General features: G+C 38.0%; 15 protein-coding genes. 10 read left to right on the top strand and 5 right to left on the bottom strand.

Annotated features, from left to right (window positions below; translation table 11 throughout):
* Positions 1-18: 18 nt before the first annotated feature.
* The gene (locus CHB68_RS11280) at positions 19-993 is read right to left on the bottom strand and encodes an NAD(P)H-dependent flavin oxidoreductase (RefSeq protein WP_089260979.1); all 975 of its coding nucleotides are present in this window, start codon (positions 991-993) and stop codon (positions 19-21) included.
* A 122-nt stretch (positions 994-1,115) separates the two neighbouring features.
* Here CHB68_RS11280 and CHB68_RS11275 point away from each other — a divergent pair, with 122 nt between their 5' ends.
* A complete protein-coding gene (locus CHB68_RS11275) occupies positions 1,116-1,592 on the top strand; it encodes an acyl-CoA thioesterase (protein WP_089260978.1) in 477 nt (158 codons plus the stop codon).
* A gap of 98 nt (positions 1,593-1,690) precedes the next feature.
* Positions 1,691-2,311, top strand: coding sequence for a GntR family transcriptional regulator (locus CHB68_RS11270; protein WP_089260977.1), 621 nt, complete (start codon positions 1,691-1,693; stop codon positions 2,309-2,311).
* A gap of 12 nt (positions 2,312-2,323) precedes the next feature.
* Here CHB68_RS11270 and CHB68_RS11265 read toward each other — a convergent pair whose 3' ends face one another.
* Both CHB68_RS11265 and CHB68_RS11260 read right to left on the bottom strand, forming a co-directional pair.
* Positions 2,324-3,241, bottom strand: coding sequence for a DMT family transporter (locus CHB68_RS11265; RefSeq protein ID WP_089260976.1), 918 nt, complete (start codon positions 3,239-3,241; stop codon positions 2,324-2,326).
* Positions 3,238-3,591: an arsenate reductase family protein gene (locus CHB68_RS11260; RefSeq protein ID WP_089260975.1), complete on the bottom strand. Its 354-nt coding sequence runs from the start codon at positions 3,589-3,591 to the stop codon at positions 3,238-3,240. The genes CHB68_RS11265 and CHB68_RS11260 overlap by 4 nt, the downstream gene beginning before the upstream one ends.
* Before the next feature lie 102 nt (positions 3,592-3,693).
* Here CHB68_RS11260 and CHB68_RS11255 point away from each other — a divergent pair, with 102 nt between their 5' ends.
* Positions 3,694-4,155 (top strand): DinB family protein, encoded by a 462-nt coding sequence (locus CHB68_RS11255; protein WP_089261265.1) that lies wholly within the window; start codon positions 3,694-3,696, stop codon positions 4,153-4,155.
* Here CHB68_RS11255 and CHB68_RS11250 read toward each other — a convergent pair.
* Positions 4,152-4,895 carry a DUF3298 and DUF4163 domain-containing protein gene (locus CHB68_RS11250; RefSeq protein WP_089260974.1) on the bottom strand — a complete coding sequence of 248 codons (744 nt, stop codon included), beginning with the start codon at positions 4,893-4,895 and terminating at the stop codon, positions 4,152-4,154. The genes CHB68_RS11255 and CHB68_RS11250 overlap by 4 nt on opposite strands.
* 84 nt (positions 4,896-4,979) lie before the next feature.
* On the opposite strand from CHB68_RS11250, the gene CHB68_RS11245 reads away from it, so the two are divergent.
* The 4 genes from CHB68_RS11245 (at position 4,980) to CHB68_RS11230 (ending at position 10,895) form a co-directional block, all read left to right on the top strand.
* The gene (locus tag CHB68_RS11245; protein ID WP_089260973.1) at positions 4,980-6,134 is read left to right on the top strand and encodes a cystathionine gamma-synthase; all 1,155 of its coding nucleotides are present in this window, start codon (positions 4,980-4,982) and stop codon (positions 6,132-6,134) included.
* A 161-nt stretch (positions 6,135-6,295) separates the two neighbouring features.
* Positions 6,296-7,639: an NADP-specific glutamate dehydrogenase gene (gene gdhA, locus CHB68_RS11240; protein WP_089260972.1), complete on the top strand. Its 1,344-nt coding sequence runs from the start codon at positions 6,296-6,298 to the stop codon at positions 7,637-7,639.
* A gap of 123 nt (positions 7,640-7,762) precedes the next feature.
* Positions 7,763-8,491 carry a DNA repair protein RecO gene (gene recO, locus CHB68_RS11235; RefSeq protein WP_089260971.1) on the top strand — a complete coding sequence of 243 codons (729 nt, stop codon included), beginning with the start codon at positions 7,763-7,765 and terminating at the stop codon, positions 8,489-8,491.
* Positions 8,484-10,895 (top strand): TonB-dependent receptor, encoded by a 2,412-nt coding sequence (locus CHB68_RS11230; RefSeq protein WP_089260970.1) that lies wholly within the window; start codon positions 8,484-8,486, stop codon positions 10,893-10,895. Before recO ends, CHB68_RS11230 begins: the two co-directional genes overlap by 8 nt.
* A gap of 53 nt (positions 10,896-10,948) precedes the next feature.
* Here the strand turns inward: CHB68_RS11230 and CHB68_RS11225 are convergent, their stop codons facing one another.
* A complete protein-coding gene (locus CHB68_RS11225; protein WP_089260969.1) occupies positions 10,949-11,320 on the bottom strand; it encodes a hypothetical protein in 372 nt (123 codons plus the stop codon).
* 186 nt (positions 11,321-11,506) lie between these two features.
* On the opposite strand from CHB68_RS11225, the gene ileS reads away from it, so the two are divergent.
* From ileS to CHB68_RS11210, 3 genes are read left to right on the top strand one after another with little or no spacing between them, the layout of a single operon-like run.
* Positions 11,507-14,905, top strand: coding sequence for an isoleucine--tRNA ligase (gene ileS, locus CHB68_RS11220; RefSeq protein WP_089260968.1), 3,399 nt, complete (start codon positions 11,507-11,509; stop codon positions 14,903-14,905).
* A gap of 3 nt (positions 14,906-14,908) precedes the next feature.
* A complete protein-coding gene (locus CHB68_RS11215) occupies positions 14,909-15,292 on the top strand; it encodes a TraR/DksA family transcriptional regulator (protein WP_089260967.1) in 384 nt (127 codons plus the stop codon).
* 38 nt (positions 15,293-15,330) lie between these two features.
* Positions 15,331-15,948: a DUF4097 family beta strand repeat-containing protein gene (locus CHB68_RS11210; protein ID WP_143815198.1), complete on the top strand. Its 618-nt coding sequence runs from the start codon at positions 15,331-15,333 to the stop codon at positions 15,946-15,948.
* The last annotated feature ends 3 nt before the right edge of the window (positions 15,949-15,951 follow it).

Genomic DNA, 15,951 nt, shown 5'->3' with positions numbered 1-15,951 from the left:
TAACTTTTAAATACAAATTTATTTAGGATAGGTTTCCAAAACTTTTATTTGTTCCTGGATAGCCTCTTTAAATTCCGTTTTTAAATTTGATACTAAGGTTGAAACAGGTACGGTATCATTTATAAGAGCGGAACCTTGCCCTGCAGACCAAATGGTTTTCCATGCCTTGGCTTCGGTATCCAATTCTTTTCCAAAATCTATCTTTACATCCTTTTTTAAATCCTCCTCGGTAATACCTGCGGCTTTAAGGCTTGCTCCTAGAAAGTTGGCGTGAACTCCAGAGATTGCTGCGGTATATACGACATCGCTAGCGCCAGCTTCAATAATCATTTTTCTATACTCCGGTGTAGCCTTACTTTCTTCCGTATTTATAAATCGTGTTCCCATGTAGGCAAGGTCGGCTCCCATTTGAAGTGCAGATGCAACATCTCTACCGGTACTGATACAGCCGGAAAGTAAGATGGTCTTGTGAAAGAATTTTTTTATTTCTGCTACCAATGGCATGGGATTAATGGTACCCGCATGACCCCCTGCACCCGCAGCAACAAGAATTAATCCGTCAACCCCGGCCTCTGCCGCTTTTTCCGCATGTCTTTTCTTAATGATATCATGGAATACGAGTCCGCCATAACTATGAATGGCATCTACTACTTGCGACACTGCCCCTAAGGAAGTAATTATCAATGGTACTTGATGTTTTACGCACAGTTTAATATCCGCCTCTAATCTAGGATTGGTAGGATGTACTATTAAATTTACGCCGAAGGGTGCTGCTTTTTTGCCGGTTTCCGCTTCATATTTCTTCAATGCGGTCTTTATTTCTATCAGCCATTCTTCAAAACCTTCGCTAGTTCGTTGGTTTAGCGCAGGAAAAGTACCTACGATACCATTTTTACAACATTCTATGACCAATTTAGGCCCCGATATTAAAAACATGGGTGCAGCAACGATCGGTAATGCCAATTCATTAATGAAAGCAGGTTTGATAGACATAATATGTAATTTTTTAACTAGAATTAAAATTAAGGATAAAAAACCGTGTTCTTTATTCCATACGAATCAAAACTATGTTATTTTTAGGGAGTATTATGCATGCATAGCAAAAAAATAATTTTATGTACTTAAAAGAATTTGAAGTTAGGTGGAGTGATGTTGATGCAAACCGGCATTTGGCTAATTCGGCCTATGTGAATTTTATGAGTCATACCAGAATGGCATTTTTAATGGAATTGGGGTTTGACCATAGGGCAATGGCAATTCATGAAATAGGACCAGTGGTATTCTATGAGCATATTTATTATTTCAAGGAAGTGTTTCCTGGAAAGCCAGTGAAGGTTTCGTTGGAAATTGTTGGGATGAGCGAAGATGCCAAGTTTTTTGAATTTGAACATAATTTTTATAATCATAAAGGAGAAAATGTAGCCCGTTGTGAAATGATGGGCGCTTGGATGGATTTGAAAACTAGAAAATTGACCGGCTTGACCAATGATTTGTTGAAAACATTCAGCGCAGTAGAAAAAGGGGCCAATTTTAAAGTGCTTACCAAAGAGGATTCAAGAAAGTTTGCACGTGTACCCAATAAAGGGTTATAAAATTACAGAAAGGATATTTTTTTAAACAAATTATGCAACCCATTGATTTGTATTGTGTTCTATTATATTTGATAACCCTATTTTAGTATATTTACTTTATGGCCAACCTCCCAGAAGATATTTTTCAAGACACATATGGAAAGGTGAAAAAATTGATCGTAACCAAGAAATTATCTCCTGGACAGTTAATAACCGATCAACGTTTGACCCATACCTTGAATATTAACGATGGCTCCATTGCTATTGTGTTGCAACAATTAAGGGAAGAGTCCTTATTGGTTGGTGAACCGGATAGTGGTCTTACCGTGAGGGAGTTGAGTGAAATTGAAATTTCTGATTTGTTTGATTGTAGAATGGCCATTGAAACCATGACGGTACAACTTTTTACCAAAAATGCGTCGCAATCTAAAATAGATGATTTAAGGCAATTGCTGGTACCTTTTGAAAAAGGTCCTCAAAGCCTCTATGTATTTCATAAGATAGATTGTTATTTCCATGAATTTATTGCTAAAAATTGTGGAAATAGTATGTTATACAACCTTTTTAAAACTGCTAAGATTACATCACTTATGGATCTTGTTGGTATTTCAAGGCCGTTGAATATGGTCATGCAGGAACATTTGAATATAATATCTGCCATGCACCATAGAGATGAGGACGTGGCCGTGAATGCCATAAAGGTGCATCTGGAAAACACCAGGAAATCTCATTTAAGTTAATACATCATTTCCTTAGTTGTCTCCATTGCTGACCCTGGTACCGGATAATTTGGGTTTTCTGCTGGCCAAATAAACCCCAATTAGAACAAGACATGCTGCTATAATTTTAATAAAAGTAAGATGGTCTTGTCCGCTGATAATGGCGTAGGCAATACCAACTAGAGGTTGTACATATACAAATGCACTTAAGGTAGATGCCTTTAGTTGGGAAAGGGCAAATATGTTAAATAGATAGGTGCAAAAAGTTGTGCCCAATATTACAAAAGCAATAGCTCCATATGCATTTATTGGAAGAGTGGACCATGATATGTCCATAAATTCTTCATATCCAAAGGGTAGACATATAAGTACCCCTAAACTAAAAAGCCATTTCATAAAGGTAAAGGGGTGATATTTTGTAATAAGTACTTTTACTACAACTAGGTATGAGCCGTAGAACATGGAATTCATAAAGATTAAAAAATTTCCCAACGGTATATTTGGAGCATCCATACGTATCTCGGTTCCAAAGAGTATAAGGCCCAGTGCACCAATTAAACCAATACTTATACCAAGAATTTTTCTACCGGAAATCTTTTCCTTGAGAATAACTGCGGATAAAATCAATACAATGATCGGCGTGGTTGTAATCAACACCGCACTGTTGATCGGAGTAGATAAGGATAAGCCTTTAAAAAAGACCAACATATTAAGGGCCATGCCCAAAAGGGCACAAACAAGCATTCTAAGGTAATCTCTTGGGTCTATACGTTCTTTGGGTCCAAGGAAGGAAATGGCCCAAAACAAAATGGCCGCACCCAACACCCTTAAGATTATAAAACCAAAGGGCTGCACATAATGGGGCATAACGCCTTTGGCTATAGTGTGGTTAATACCATAGATAGTAGTTGCCCCTACGGCCGCAAGTATTGCAAGTAGTCTTTTGCTCAATGGTGTATAGCCTTTTTTGCGGCTTCTACCACTTTTTTGCTATTGCCAATAAAAATATCATTCTCATTAATGATTACAGGTCTTTTTAAGAAGGTATATTGTTCCAAGATTAAATTTTTAAAATCTTCCTCTGTAAGGTTCTGTTCCTTTAAATTGCGTTCCCTATATAGTATGGCCCTTTTGCTGAACAATGCTTCATAACTATTGGATAAGGTATGCATGTGTTCTAATTGCTTTTTGGTAATAGGAGTTGCTTTAATATCCTGTAGTTCAAAATTGGCAAGTGGTTGCAGTTCTTTGATAATTCGCTGGCACGTAGAGCAAGAACTTAGGTGGTATATTTTTTTCATGATAGGTTAAACGTTTGTTTTGCTTTTCTTTGCTTAATCGTTTGCAAAGAAACCCATTTCCCTTTAATTGTACTATTTTTACATCCTATTAAACAGGAAATAATGGTCGAGAATTTATTGGAAATCACACTTCAAAATCGAAAAAACCTACATAAAGTTTTAACGAATACCCCCAAAGAAAAACTATTGGCAATACCAGAAGGGTTCAACAATAATATTTTTTGGAATATTGCGCATACGGTAGTGACCCAACAGCTTTTATGTTATAAATTCAGTGGGCTTCAAATGAGAGTGCCAAAAGAATTAGTAGATAAATTTATGAAGGGCACCGTTCCTGATGGAACTGCTTCGGATGAGGAAATAATGATGGTTGCGGATTTTTTGATTTCTACCGTAGAATGGATCAAAGAGGATTATGAAACCCAACTTTTTAAAGAGTATAAAGAGTATACTACCAGCGCAAAAGTTACCTTAAGAAACGTAGAGGACGCCATAGGGTTTAATTTATTTCATGAAGGCTTGCATGCTAATACCATAACCTTGCTTTTAAAACATTTAGGTTAAGGAGTTACGGCAAGTTTTAAATAGCTGTTTACTTCTTTATAGGGTAATAACAAGGTAATGGGCCCATCAGCATAGGATGCAATTTCATATGGTTCATAATAAAGTAGGAGCCCGTCATCAGTGTATCCAATATTTTCAGGTAAATAAAAAGTTTCTGTTTCAAACATAAAACCAGTACTATTAATATTCGCTTCTGCAGGTATATGTTCCTGTGTTCTAAAAACTTCTTCGGCATAGGAGGTAAAAGTTTCTTTGGATGTAAATAATTCTTCTCTGTAGAGTTCCGTTGCGTTTAACTTGTTAAAATTCAAAAATCGTACAGAATTAATGCCGTGTGCCCCTCCTGTAAAAAGGTATGATTCTAATTGTATGGTCAATATCTGCCCATTGTCAAAAACAATATCTCCATTTATAGTAGCCTCCCATGGCATGGATTCCTCTGGATATTTATTTTTAAGTTCGTTATAGTCCGTTATAAATGCATCTATACCTTCTTTGATATTATTGGCCTTCCCGGTCTCGTTAAAGCTTAACCATGAAATAATTTCCTCACTAATGGCAATGTTTATTGTGTTTGCCAATTTAGAATTTCCTATGGCCTTAGGAACGTTAATGGTTACAAAGGAACAGTCTTGGCACTCTTTTTTTGAAATGGATAAAGGTTCAAAGGTCAGTTCTTCTTTGGTTTCACAACTTAAGATAAAGAATAGTGTAAGTAGGCAAAAGAATCTATTGTTCATGTAAGGTCAAGTTTTATGTAAAAATACACCTTCATTGTATTCGTCAGAAGATAACGATACATTTGTGTAAAATATTTGTTAGCTATGGGTGGTAAGGATTTAAAGTTCAATACAAAGGCAATTCATGGAGGTCAAATACCGGAAAAGGCATATGGTGCCGTAATGCCTCCTATCTATCAAACCTCTACCTATGCGCAAACTACACCTGGAGGGCATAAGGGATATGAATATTCTAGAAGTGCAAATCCTACTAGGACAGCTTTGGAAAATGCTTTGGCCAGTATTGAGAACGGCACCCATGGTTTGGCTTTTGGAAGTGGTTTGGCAGCCATAGATGCCGTAATAAAATTATTGGAACCGGGAGACGAGGTAATTTCTACGCATGATCTTTATGGGGGTACCTATAGAATTTTCAAGAAAATTTTTGAAAAGTATGGTATTGTTTTTCATTTTGTGGGGATGAGAAGTACAGCTGCCATACAGTCCAAAATCAATAAAAATACCAAACTTATCTGGGTAGAAACACCTACCAATCCTATGATGGGTATCATTGATATTAAGGCTGTAGCAACTTTGGTACAAGGAAAGAATATACTTTTGGGCGTTGATAATACCTTTGCAACCCCCTATTTACAAACTCCATTAGATTTGGGTGCTGATATCGTAATGCATTCCGCTACCAAATATTTAGGGGGACATAGTGATACGGTCGTGGGGGCATTGGTTGTTAAGGATAAGGTTTTGGCAGATAGGTTGTATTTTATCCAGAATGCCAGCGGTGCCGTATGTGGTCCAATGGATAGTTTTTTGGTATTGCGGGGTATCAAGACCCTTCATGTAAGAATGCAGCGCCATTGTGAAAACGGTAAGGCCATAGCCCATTTTTTACGGAACAGTCCAAACGTTGAAAAAGTATATTGGCCAGGTTTTGACGATCATCCCAACCACGACATTGCCAAGACACAAATGAAGGATTTTGGAGGTATGATATCATTTATTCCAAAAGGCGGCAGTTATGAAGATGCCATAAAAATTGTTGAAAGCTTGCGGGTATTTACGTTGGCGGAATCATTGGGAGGGGTAGAAAGTCTTGCTGGGCACCCTGCAAGTATGACCCATGCCAGTATTCCTAAAGAAGAGCGGGAAAAAAGTGGTGTAGTAGATGCACTGATTCGCTTAAGTGTTGGTATTGAGGATTCTGAGGATTTAATTGCGGATTTAAAGCAAGCGTTAACTTAAAATGTAATTTTATTGAACTTTAGAATCTAAAATCGATTATTTGTTGTTAAAACAACAAAAATTATCAACTTTTAAAAAAAGTACGTAATAAATTACATGAATAACATAATTTTGCCGTTATATTTTGAAATCAATAAATTAATACAATTGTAAATAGCTTTATGGAAGATAAAATAAAAGCATTTATGGATGAGGTTATTGCCAGGAATGGGCACGAACCAGAATTCATACAGGCGGTGCAAGAAGTTGCAGAAACTGTTATACCATATATTGCAAAGCATGAAATATATAATGGCAAGAACATTCTTTTGAGAATGGTTGAGCCAGAGCGTTTAGTGTCGTTTAGGGTAGCATGGGTAGATGATGATGGGGAAATTCATGTAAACCGCGGATATAGAATTCAGATGAACTCAGCCATTGGGCCTTATAAAGGAGGGTTGCGTTTTCACCCAACCGTAAATGCAAGTATCTTAAAGTTTTTGGCTTTTGAGCAAGTATTTAAGAACAGTCTAACTACCCTACCTATGGGTGGTGGTAAAGGGGGTTCTGATTTTGACCCAAAAGGTAAGTCAGATGATGAGGTCATGCGTTTTTGCCATGCCTTTATGTTGGAGCTTAATAGGCACATAGGGCCCAATACAGATGTCCCTGCCGGAGATATTGGAGTGGGTGCGCGTGAAATAGGATTCCTTTTTGGCATGTACAAAAAAATTAGAAATGAGTTTACGGGTGTATTGACCGGTAAGGGACTTTCTTGGGGAGGGTCTAAGATTAGACCAGAGGCTACTGGCTATGGTACCGTATATTTTGCTGAGAGTATGTTAAAGACCAGAAACGAAAGTTTTAATGGTAAAACCGTGGTGATTTCCGGTTCAGGAAACGTTGCCCAGTATGCAGCAGAAAAGGCCATTGTCCTAGGTGCCAAAGTGGTAACTCTTTCGGATTCTAGTGGATTTATTTATGACAAAGACGGATTAAATGATGAAAAACTTGCCTTTGTGATGGATTTGAAAAATAACAAACGCGGTAGAATATCAGAATACGTCAACAAATATCCAACGGCAGAATTCCATGGAGGCCAGACTCCTTGGAACGTAAAGTGTGATATTGCCTTGCCCTGTGCCACCCAAAACGAACTAGACCAGAATGATGCCAAAAATTTATTAAGTAATGGCTGTATGTGTGTTGCGGAAGGAGCTAATATGCCTTGTAATGCAGATGCCGTTCATGAGTTCAATAACGCAAAAATTTTGTTTGCTCCCGGGAAGGCATCAAATGCCGGTGGTGTGGCCACATCAGGACTTGAAATGTCCCAAAATTCCCTTCGTATTAGTTGGACTAGGGAAGAAGTAGATGAAAGATTAAGGGATATCATGGAAGATATACATGATTCTTGTATTCAATATGGTAAGGAAGAAGATGGGTTCTGTAACTACGTAAAAGGTGCTAATATTGCAGGTTTTGTGAAAGTTGCCGATGCTATGTTGGCTCAAGGGGTGATTTAAAATCCTGGTCCATAACCAAAAGGTTAAAGTGTTTATTTGCGAGGTCTTTCTAAAGACCTCGCTTTTTTTTGTACAAAGGCCAATATACAAACCGCTATCTTTGTGGTCTTACAGCACGTTCCAATGCAAGTTACGACCAAGGCAATAGTTTTTACGGCACTTAAATATGGCGATACCAGTCTCATCGTTAAGGCATTTACAGCTTCGGACGGAGTTAAGTCCTATTTATTGCGCGGGGTACTAGCTTCTAAAAAAGGAAAATTAAAGTCGGCCTATTTTCAACCCCTTACCCAATTGGAAATTGTGGTCAACCATAAGAACAAGGGTTCATTGGAATCTATAAGGGAGGCCAAGGTATATTACCACTACCAAACGTTATACGCCAATATGGCCAAGAATGCCATGGCCCTATTTCTGGCGGAATTATTGGGTAACAGTATTCGTGAAGAAGAAAGAAACGAAGACTTGTTTCAGTTTTTAGAGGCTTCGCTACAATGGTTGGACGTACATGATGATATTGCAAATTTTCATCTGTATTTTATGCTGTCCCTTACAAAGTTCCTTGGTTTCTATCCAGATGTCTATCAACAAGATAGACCGTATTTTGACCTTTTGGAAGGTGAATTTGTGGGCAAGGAAACCTTGAATCCAATGTTGAGGGGAGAAAATTTTTATTATTTCAAGACGTTCTTAGGCACAAATTTTGATGCAATTCACACCATAAAGATGAAAAAAACCAATAGACAAGAGTTGCTTAAATCTTTGGTGTTATATTTTGAATTGCATTTACAGGGATTTAGAAAACCAAAATCTCTTGCCGTATTAAACGAAGTCTTTAACACTTATGTATAAATTTTTTTTAGGCATATGGTTTTTCATGGCCTTTATTGGCAATGCGCAGTATATATCTGTTCTAGATGAGGATAGTGGCGAGGCCATATCCAATGTGGCCATATTTAACAAGGATAAATCCAAGATAGCCCTTTCAGATTTTGATGGCAGGTTCAATGCATCCCTATTTTTGGATAGGGAACGCATTACCTTGCGGCATATTGGTTATGAAGAATATAAAACCACCAAACAGCAGTTGCTACGACAAGGAAATAAGGTGTACTTATTTATGAAGGCCCAACAATTGGATGAAGTGGTAATGTCGGTTTCCAAATGGGAGCAACAGAAAAAGGATATACCCAATAAAATCATATCCATAGATGCCAAGTCTATTTCATTTACTGCCCCCCAGACTTCCGCAGATTTACTTGAAAGTAGCGGAAAGGTCTTTGTGCAAAAAAGTCAATTAGGTGGTGGTAGTCCTATGATAAGGGGCTTTGCCACTAATAGGTTGCTATTGTCCGTAGACGGTGTACGTATGAATAATGCTATTTTTAGGGGCGGTAATATTCAAAACATAATTTCAATAGATCCGTATACAATTAAGAATACTGAAATAATATTTGGTCCGGGTTCGGTAATTTATGGGAGTGATGCCATTGGGGGCGTTATGAACTTTTACCCGAAAAAACCAGTACTCGCAGAAAATGATAGCCTGTTGGTAGCGGGAAATACCAATTATAGGTTTTCATCGGCCAACAATGAAAATACGGTGCATGCAAATATAAATATCGGTAAAAAAAAGTGGGCATCGCTAACAAGTGTGACCTACAACGATTTTCAAGATCTAAAAATGGGTTCCCATGGACCGGATTCTTATTTAAGGAATTCATACGTAACGCGTAATAACGGTGAGGATGTATTAATGGAAAATGGGTCACCTAGAACACAGGTTACAACAGGGTATGATCAAATAAATCTAATGCAAAAAGTATTGTTCAGGCCCAATGCAAAATGGAATTTAAATCTGGGAGCATATTTTTCAGAAACATCGGATTATTCTAGATATGATAGATTAATACGTCCTTCAAGTGATGGGCAAGGGTTAAGATCGGCAGAATGGTATTATGGTCCTCAAAAATGGTTTATGGCCAATGCCCAGGTTTTAAGAAAAGGTGATGGTAAAGTATATGATGGGTTAAAGCTTGGTTTGGCATATCAACATTTTGAAGAAAGTAGGCATAATAGGGATTTTCAGGATGATGTGTTGAATTCCACCAAGGAACAGGTCAATGCCTTGAATGTAAATATAGATTTGGAGAATAAGAAAATAGGTAATTTTAAAACTTATTACGGTGGGGAGTATATTTTTAATACGGTTGGTTCTTTAGGTATCGATAGAAATATCGTGACCAACGAGGAATATCCGTCGGCATCACGTTATCCAGATGGATCTACTTGGCAGAGTTTGGCGGGTTATATCAATGGTGAGTATAAGGCCAAACCTAATTTAACATTAATGTCCGGCCTTCGTTATAGCCATGTATGGGTAAATGCGGATTTTGATGATACGTTTTACGACTTTCCATTTAAAAAAGCAGATTTAAGTACAGGGGCGTTGACGGGTAGTTTAGGTTTAAGTTGGTTTCCCAAGGCTAATTTACAAATAACCTTGAACGGTTCAACAGGATTTAGGGCGCCCAATATTGATGATGTAGGTAAAATATTCGATTCTGAACCGGGATCCGTAGTAGTTCCCAACCCAGACCTGGAGCCTGAATATGCGTATAATGTAGAATTTGGTATACATCGTAATATTAAGGACAAGGTAATTATAAAGGGTACGGCCTATTATACGTATTTGGTTGATGCATTGGTGCGCAGGGATTTTAGTTATAATGGTGTTTCTGAAATAGAATATGGCGGTGAGCTAAGTAACGTACAAGCAATACAAAATGCGGCCAAGGCTTTCGTTTACGGATTTGAATTTGGTTTGGATGCCTATTTGACCGAGCAATGGTCCATGAGATCCAACCTTACTTTTACCCAAGGTGTGGAAGAGGAAGAAGATGGTACGGAGACTCCCGCAAGACATGCCGCACCTACTTTTGGGGATTTCCATATTATATGGAAAAACCAAAGGTTAAAGACAGATCTTTATGTCAACTATAATGGAGAGATAGTTTATAATGATCTTTCAATGTCTGAGCGATCAAAGGAATATATCTATGCTGTTGATGAAAATGGAAATCCGTTTGCACCGTCATGGTATACGTTGAATTTTCGTTCGCAGTTTGATATTTCGCAGAGTTTAAAGGCATCCGCAAGTATGGAAAATATAACGGACCAACGTTACAGGACTTATTCCTCAGGTATTGTTGCACCAGGGCGTAATGTCATCTTAGGACTTGGCTACTATTTTTAAACAAAAAAAGACCCGCAATAACGGGTCTTTAAGAATTTAAGAGAGAGGTTAATTTAGTTTTTAACCGCTTTTTCTATTTCATTGGCTTTTTTTGCAGCCTTGTCAGCAGCTTCATTGGCCGCATCCTTAACGTCGTTACCTGCTTCTTTTGCGGCATCCATGGTTTTTTCACCGGCTTCCTTTACGGTTTCGGCCGCATCTTCAGCAGCTTTCATAGCATCCTCACTGGCTTCCTTGGCGGCATCCATAGCACCTTCACCAGCCTCTTCAAGCTCTTCACCAGCTTCTTTCAAGCTTTCTCCAGCTTCCTCTAAAGCGGCACCAGCTTCTTCTGTAGCGGATTTTGCCTTGTCTGCAGTTTCTCTACAGGAAATAGACATACTTAATGCTAAAATTGCTAATGATCCTAAAATTACTTTTTTCATTGTGTTATGTTAAATGGTTATTGTTTAGAGTTATATACGGGTCATTTTACATTTTGGACGTAAAACATGTTAATATTTTTCACATTAGCATATAACCTACTATTTCAGTGTGGACAAAACCCATAATTTAAATCTAAATTTTATAATTTTGCAGCCTTTAAATTCCAGTGCCATAAGCATTTTCGTATGAAGTTCGCAGAATACCAAGGATTAGATTTACCAAAGGTTGCAGAAGAAATTTTGGACTATTGGGCCACCCATGCCATTTTTGAGAAAAGTATCTCTACCCGTGAGGGAAAGGAGAGCTATGTGTTTTACGAAGGTCCTCCATCGGCCAATGGTATGCCCGGTATCCATCACGTAATGGCACGTACCATTAAGGATATTTTTCCTAGGTATAAGACCATGAAAGGATTTCAGGTAAAAAGAAAAGCGGGTTGGGATACCCATGGACTACCAATAGAATTGGGAGTGGAAAAAGAGCTGGGCATTACCAAAGAGGATATTGGGGTAAAGATATCCGTTGAGGAATACAATGCAGCTTGTAAGAAAGCGGTAATGCGCTATACGGATGTATGGAACGCCATGACCCAACAGGTTGGTTATTGGGTTGATATGGATGACCCGTATATTACCTACAAGTCCAAATACATGGAGACCGTATGGTGGTTGTTAAAACAAATATATTCCAAGGACCTTATTTACAAGGGGTACACCATTCAACCATACTCGCCAAAAGCCGGTACGGGATTAAGCTCACATGAACTAAATCAGCCGGGTACCTATCAAGATGTGACGGATACTACGGTTACCGCACAATTTAAAGCAATAGAAGAAACCTTACCGGATTTTTTACAAAACGAAGGTACTGTCTACTTTTTAGCTTGGACGACGACACCTTGGACATTGCCGTCTAACACTGCGTTAACTGTAGGGCCAAAAATTGATTACGTGTTAGTAGAAACGTATAACCAATATACGTTTGAACCCATGAACGTTATACTTGCCAAAAATTTGGTAGGAAAACAATTCTCGGGTAAATACAATCAGGTGTCGGAGAAATCGGATTTGTTGTCTTATGCGTCTGGTGATAAAAAAATTCCTTTTTATGTCGTAAAAGAATTTAAGGGTAAAGACTTGTTGAACATTAAATATGAGCAACTGTTAGATTATGTATTGCCTTATGAAAATGCAGAAAATGCATTTAGGATAATTGCTGGTGATTTTGTTACAACAGAAGATGGTACGGGTATAGTACATACAGCTCCAACGTTTGGGGCAGATGATGCTATGGTTGCCAAACAGGCCGTACCGGAAATTCCGCCAATGTTGGTATTGGACGAGAATGGAAACTTGGTGCCTTTGGTAGATCTACAGGGTAAATTTAGACCGGAATTAAAGGAGCTAGGCGGTAAATATGTGAAAAACGAGTATTACGAAGATGGTAAGGCTCCGGAACGATCGGTAGATGTAGAGATTGCCATAAAGCTCAAGGAAGAGAACAAAGCCTTTAAGGTTGAAAAATACGTACATAGTTATCCTAATTGTTGGCGTACGGATAAGCCTATTTTGTATTATCCATTGGATTCGTGGTTCATAAAAGTGGCAGATGTCAAGGAACGAATGTTTGAATTGAACCAGACCATAAATTGGAAACCAAAAGCCACAGGTGAAGGCAGGTTTGGAAACTGGTTGGCAAATGCCAATGATTGGAATTTATCAAGATCACGTTACTGGGGTATTCCTTTACCTATTTGGAGAACCGAGGATGGTAAGGAAGAATTAATTGTTGGTTCCGTTGCCGAACTGAAATCTGAAATGGCAAAAGCCATTGAGGCCGGTGTATTGCAAGAAGATATCTATGCAGATTTCGTTGTGGGAGACATGTCAGAGGAAAATTATGATAAAATAGATTTACATAAGAATATCGTAGATCAAATTACATTGGTATCGGCTTCTGGAAAGCCTATGAAGCGTGAGAGCGACCTTATAGACGTTTGGTTTGATAGTGGGTCTATGCCTTACGCTCAATGGCATTATCCATTTGAGAATAAGGATTTGATAGATGAAGGAAAAACGTTTCCTGCAGATTTTATCGCCGAAGGTGTTGACCAAACACGTGGTTGGTTCTACACCCTACATGCAATAGCTACTATGGTTTTTGATTCCGTTGCCTATAAGAATGTGGTATCCAACGGTTTAGTGTTGGATAAGGAAGGCAAAAAAATGTCAAAACGTTTGGGTAATGCCGTTGATCCCTTTGAAACCATGAACGAACATGGTGCAGATGCAACCAGGTGGTATATGATCAGTAATGCAAATCCATGGGATAATTTAAAGTTTGACACGGAAGGCATCATTGAAGTCAAAAGAAAGTTCTTTGGTACCATTTATAATACGTATTCTTTCTTTGGGTTATATGCCAATCTAGATGCGTTCTCTTATAAAGAGCCAGATGTACCGGTGCAAGAACGTCCAGAGATAGACCGTTGGATTTTGTCAGAATTAAATTCCCTGATCAAGGTAGTAGATACGGCGTATGGCGAATATGAACCCACAAGGGCGGCAAGGTCAATTTCTGACTTTGTTCAAGAAAATTTAAGCAACTGGTATGTACGATTGTGCAGGAGACGTTTTTGGAAAGGTGAATACGCACAGGATAAAATTGCGGCCTATCAGACATTATATACATGTTTGGATGTAGTGGCAAGATTATCTGCTCCTATAGCACCATTTTTTATGGATCGTTTGTATTTGGACCTGAACAAGGCAACCGTAAAGGGCGGTTTTGAAAGTGTACATTTATCGGATTTTCCGGTAGCCAATGAATCTTTGATAGATAAAGGTTTGGAAGTTAGAATGCAAAAAGCGCAGACCATATCCTCTTTGGTACTCTCCATACGTCAAAAAGAAAAGATCAAGGTACGCCAGCCATTGCAGAAAATTATGATTCCCGTACTGGATGAGCAGGACAAGAAAGATATCAAGGCGGTTTCAGAATTAATTAAGTCAGAAGTTAACGTTAAGGATATTCAGTTGCTAGATGATGCCTCGGGTATATTGGTAAAGCGTATAAAGCCTAATTTCAAGACGTTAGGGCCAAAATTTGGAAAGGATATGAAAGCCATTGCACAAGTGGTCAATGCATTTTCGCAGACTGATATCCAGAAAATTGAACAGAATGGCGAATTAACAATTAAATTAGAGAATAAAAGTATTAATTTACAGTTACAAGATGTAGAAATTAGTTCTCAGGATATAGAAGGTTGGATGGTGGCCACTTCAGGAAAATTAACTGTTGCCTTGGATGTTACCATAAATGAGGATTTGCGCAATGAGGGCATAGCTAGGGAATTGGTTAACAGGATTCAGAATATTAGAAAAGATTCCGGTTATGAAGTAACTGATAAAATTGCAATTAAAATCTTGAAAGATGGTTTTGTCGAGAAGGCGGTTGAGAAAAATATTGACTATATTAAAACCGAGACATTAACGGCAGTATTGAATTTTGAGGATAAATTGGAAATAGGTACGGATATTGCATTTGATGAAGTAAACACAAAATTATTTATTGAAAAATATTAAAAGATGGCAGAAGATTTAAAAGTAAGGTATTCTGACAAGGACTTGGCAGAATTCAAAGATTTAATAGAAGACAAGATAGAAAAGGCTAAAAGTCATTTAGAGCTATTAAAAAGTGCCTACATGAACGATGGTAATAATGGTACGGATGATACTTCTCCAACTTTTAAGGCCTTTGAGGAAGGGTCGGAAACAATGAGTAAGGAAGCCAACACCCAATTGGCCATTAGACAAGAGAAATTTATTCGAGACCTTAAGAACGCTTTGTTGCGTATAGAGAACAAGACTTACGGTATTTGCCGTGTAACCGGTAAACTTATTAATAAGGAGCGTTTAAAACTTGTACCGCACGCCACTCTTAGTATAGAGGCTAAAAATATGCAGTCTTAAATAAAACGCCTTAAGGGGCGTTTTTTAATACCATTATTTTGGGTAGATTTTTATTTTTACTGGTCCTATGTCCTTTGGGTCTTTTTGCCCAAAAACATGTTCAGAGAATTCTGCTTACGGAAGATATAGATTTGATTCAAGTCAATACGGCAAACTGTTTTGAGGTTCAAGTTAATACTGTAGATGAGCAGGTGGTCAATGCCGAGGCAAATATTGAAGGTGAATATGTTGATAATTTAAATCTACAAGTAGTTTCCAGAGGTTCAACTATATTCATTGACGCCGGTTTTTCACCAAATTTCAGTAACCCTAATGATAAATTAAGCGCCCATAAAGTGGTTTCCATCGTATTGAATATATCACTACCAAAAAACAGAAATGTTGAAGTTTACGGTACCAGTTCAAGAGTAGTTGTAAATGGCGCCTATAAGAAACTGAACATTATCTTGTCCGATGGGGTATGCGAGGTAAACAATGCAGTTGGAGTTATAAAAGTCAAAACACAAAGTGGTGCAATTAAGGTATTGTCCAATGCCGCAAATATATCTGCAACGACCAAATATGGTGAGGTCAGTCCAAATATAATCCCAAATGGTTTCTCCACATATGACCTGCAAACCGTTACAGGTAATATTGAACTCATTAAAACCGAATAATAT

The organism is Maribacter sedimenticola (assembly GCF_900188415.1).
Lineage (GTDB): Bacteria > Bacteroidota > Bacteroidia > Flavobacteriales > Flavobacteriaceae > Maribacter > Maribacter sedimenticola.
The sequence above is the reverse complement of the archived record's forward strand: the minus strand, read 5'-3'. Positions and strand labels throughout refer to the sequence as shown.

What these genes read in the sequence shown, in the direction of transcription:
- CHB68_RS11280 (WP_089260979.1), bottom strand. Translation starts at nt 993, where the DNA reads ATGTCTATCAAACCTGCTTTCATTAATGAATTGGCATTACCGATCGTT.
- CHB68_RS11275 (WP_089260978.1), top strand. Translation starts at nt 1,116, where the DNA reads ATGTACTTAAAAGAATTTGAAGTTAGGTGGAGTGATGTTGATGCAAAC.
- CHB68_RS11270 (WP_089260977.1), top strand. Translation starts at nt 1,691, where the DNA reads ATGGCCAACCTCCCAGAAGATATTTTTCAAGACACATATGGAAAGGTG.
- CHB68_RS11260 (WP_089260975.1), bottom strand. Translation starts at nt 3,591, where the DNA reads ATGAAAAAAATATACCACCTAAGTTCTTGCTCTACGTGCCAGCGAATT.
- CHB68_RS11255 (WP_089261265.1), top strand. Translation starts at nt 3,694, where the DNA reads ATGGTCGAGAATTTATTGGAAATCACACTTCAAAATCGAAAAAACCTA.
- CHB68_RS11250 (WP_089260974.1), bottom strand. Translation starts at nt 4,895, where the DNA reads ATGAACAATAGATTCTTTTGCCTACTTACACTATTCTTTATCTTAAGT.
- CHB68_RS11245 (WP_089260973.1), top strand. Translation starts at nt 4,980, where the DNA reads ATGGGTGGTAAGGATTTAAAGTTCAATACAAAGGCAATTCATGGAGGT.
- gdhA (WP_089260972.1), top strand. Translation starts at nt 6,296, where the DNA reads ATGGAAGATAAAATAAAAGCATTTATGGATGAGGTTATTGCCAGGAAT.
- recO (WP_089260971.1), top strand. Translation starts at nt 7,763, where the DNA reads ATGCAAGTTACGACCAAGGCAATAGTTTTTACGGCACTTAAATATGGC.
- CHB68_RS11230 (WP_089260970.1), top strand. Translation starts at nt 8,484, where the DNA reads ATGTATAAATTTTTTTTAGGCATATGGTTTTTCATGGCCTTTATTGGC.
- CHB68_RS11225 (WP_089260969.1), bottom strand. Translation starts at nt 11,320, where the DNA reads ATGAAAAAAGTAATTTTAGGATCATTAGCAATTTTAGCATTAAGTATG.
- ileS (WP_089260968.1), top strand. Translation starts at nt 11,507, where the DNA reads ATGAAGTTCGCAGAATACCAAGGATTAGATTTACCAAAGGTTGCAGAA.
- CHB68_RS11215 (WP_089260967.1), top strand. Translation starts at nt 14,909, where the DNA reads ATGGCAGAAGATTTAAAAGTAAGGTATTCTGACAAGGACTTGGCAGAA.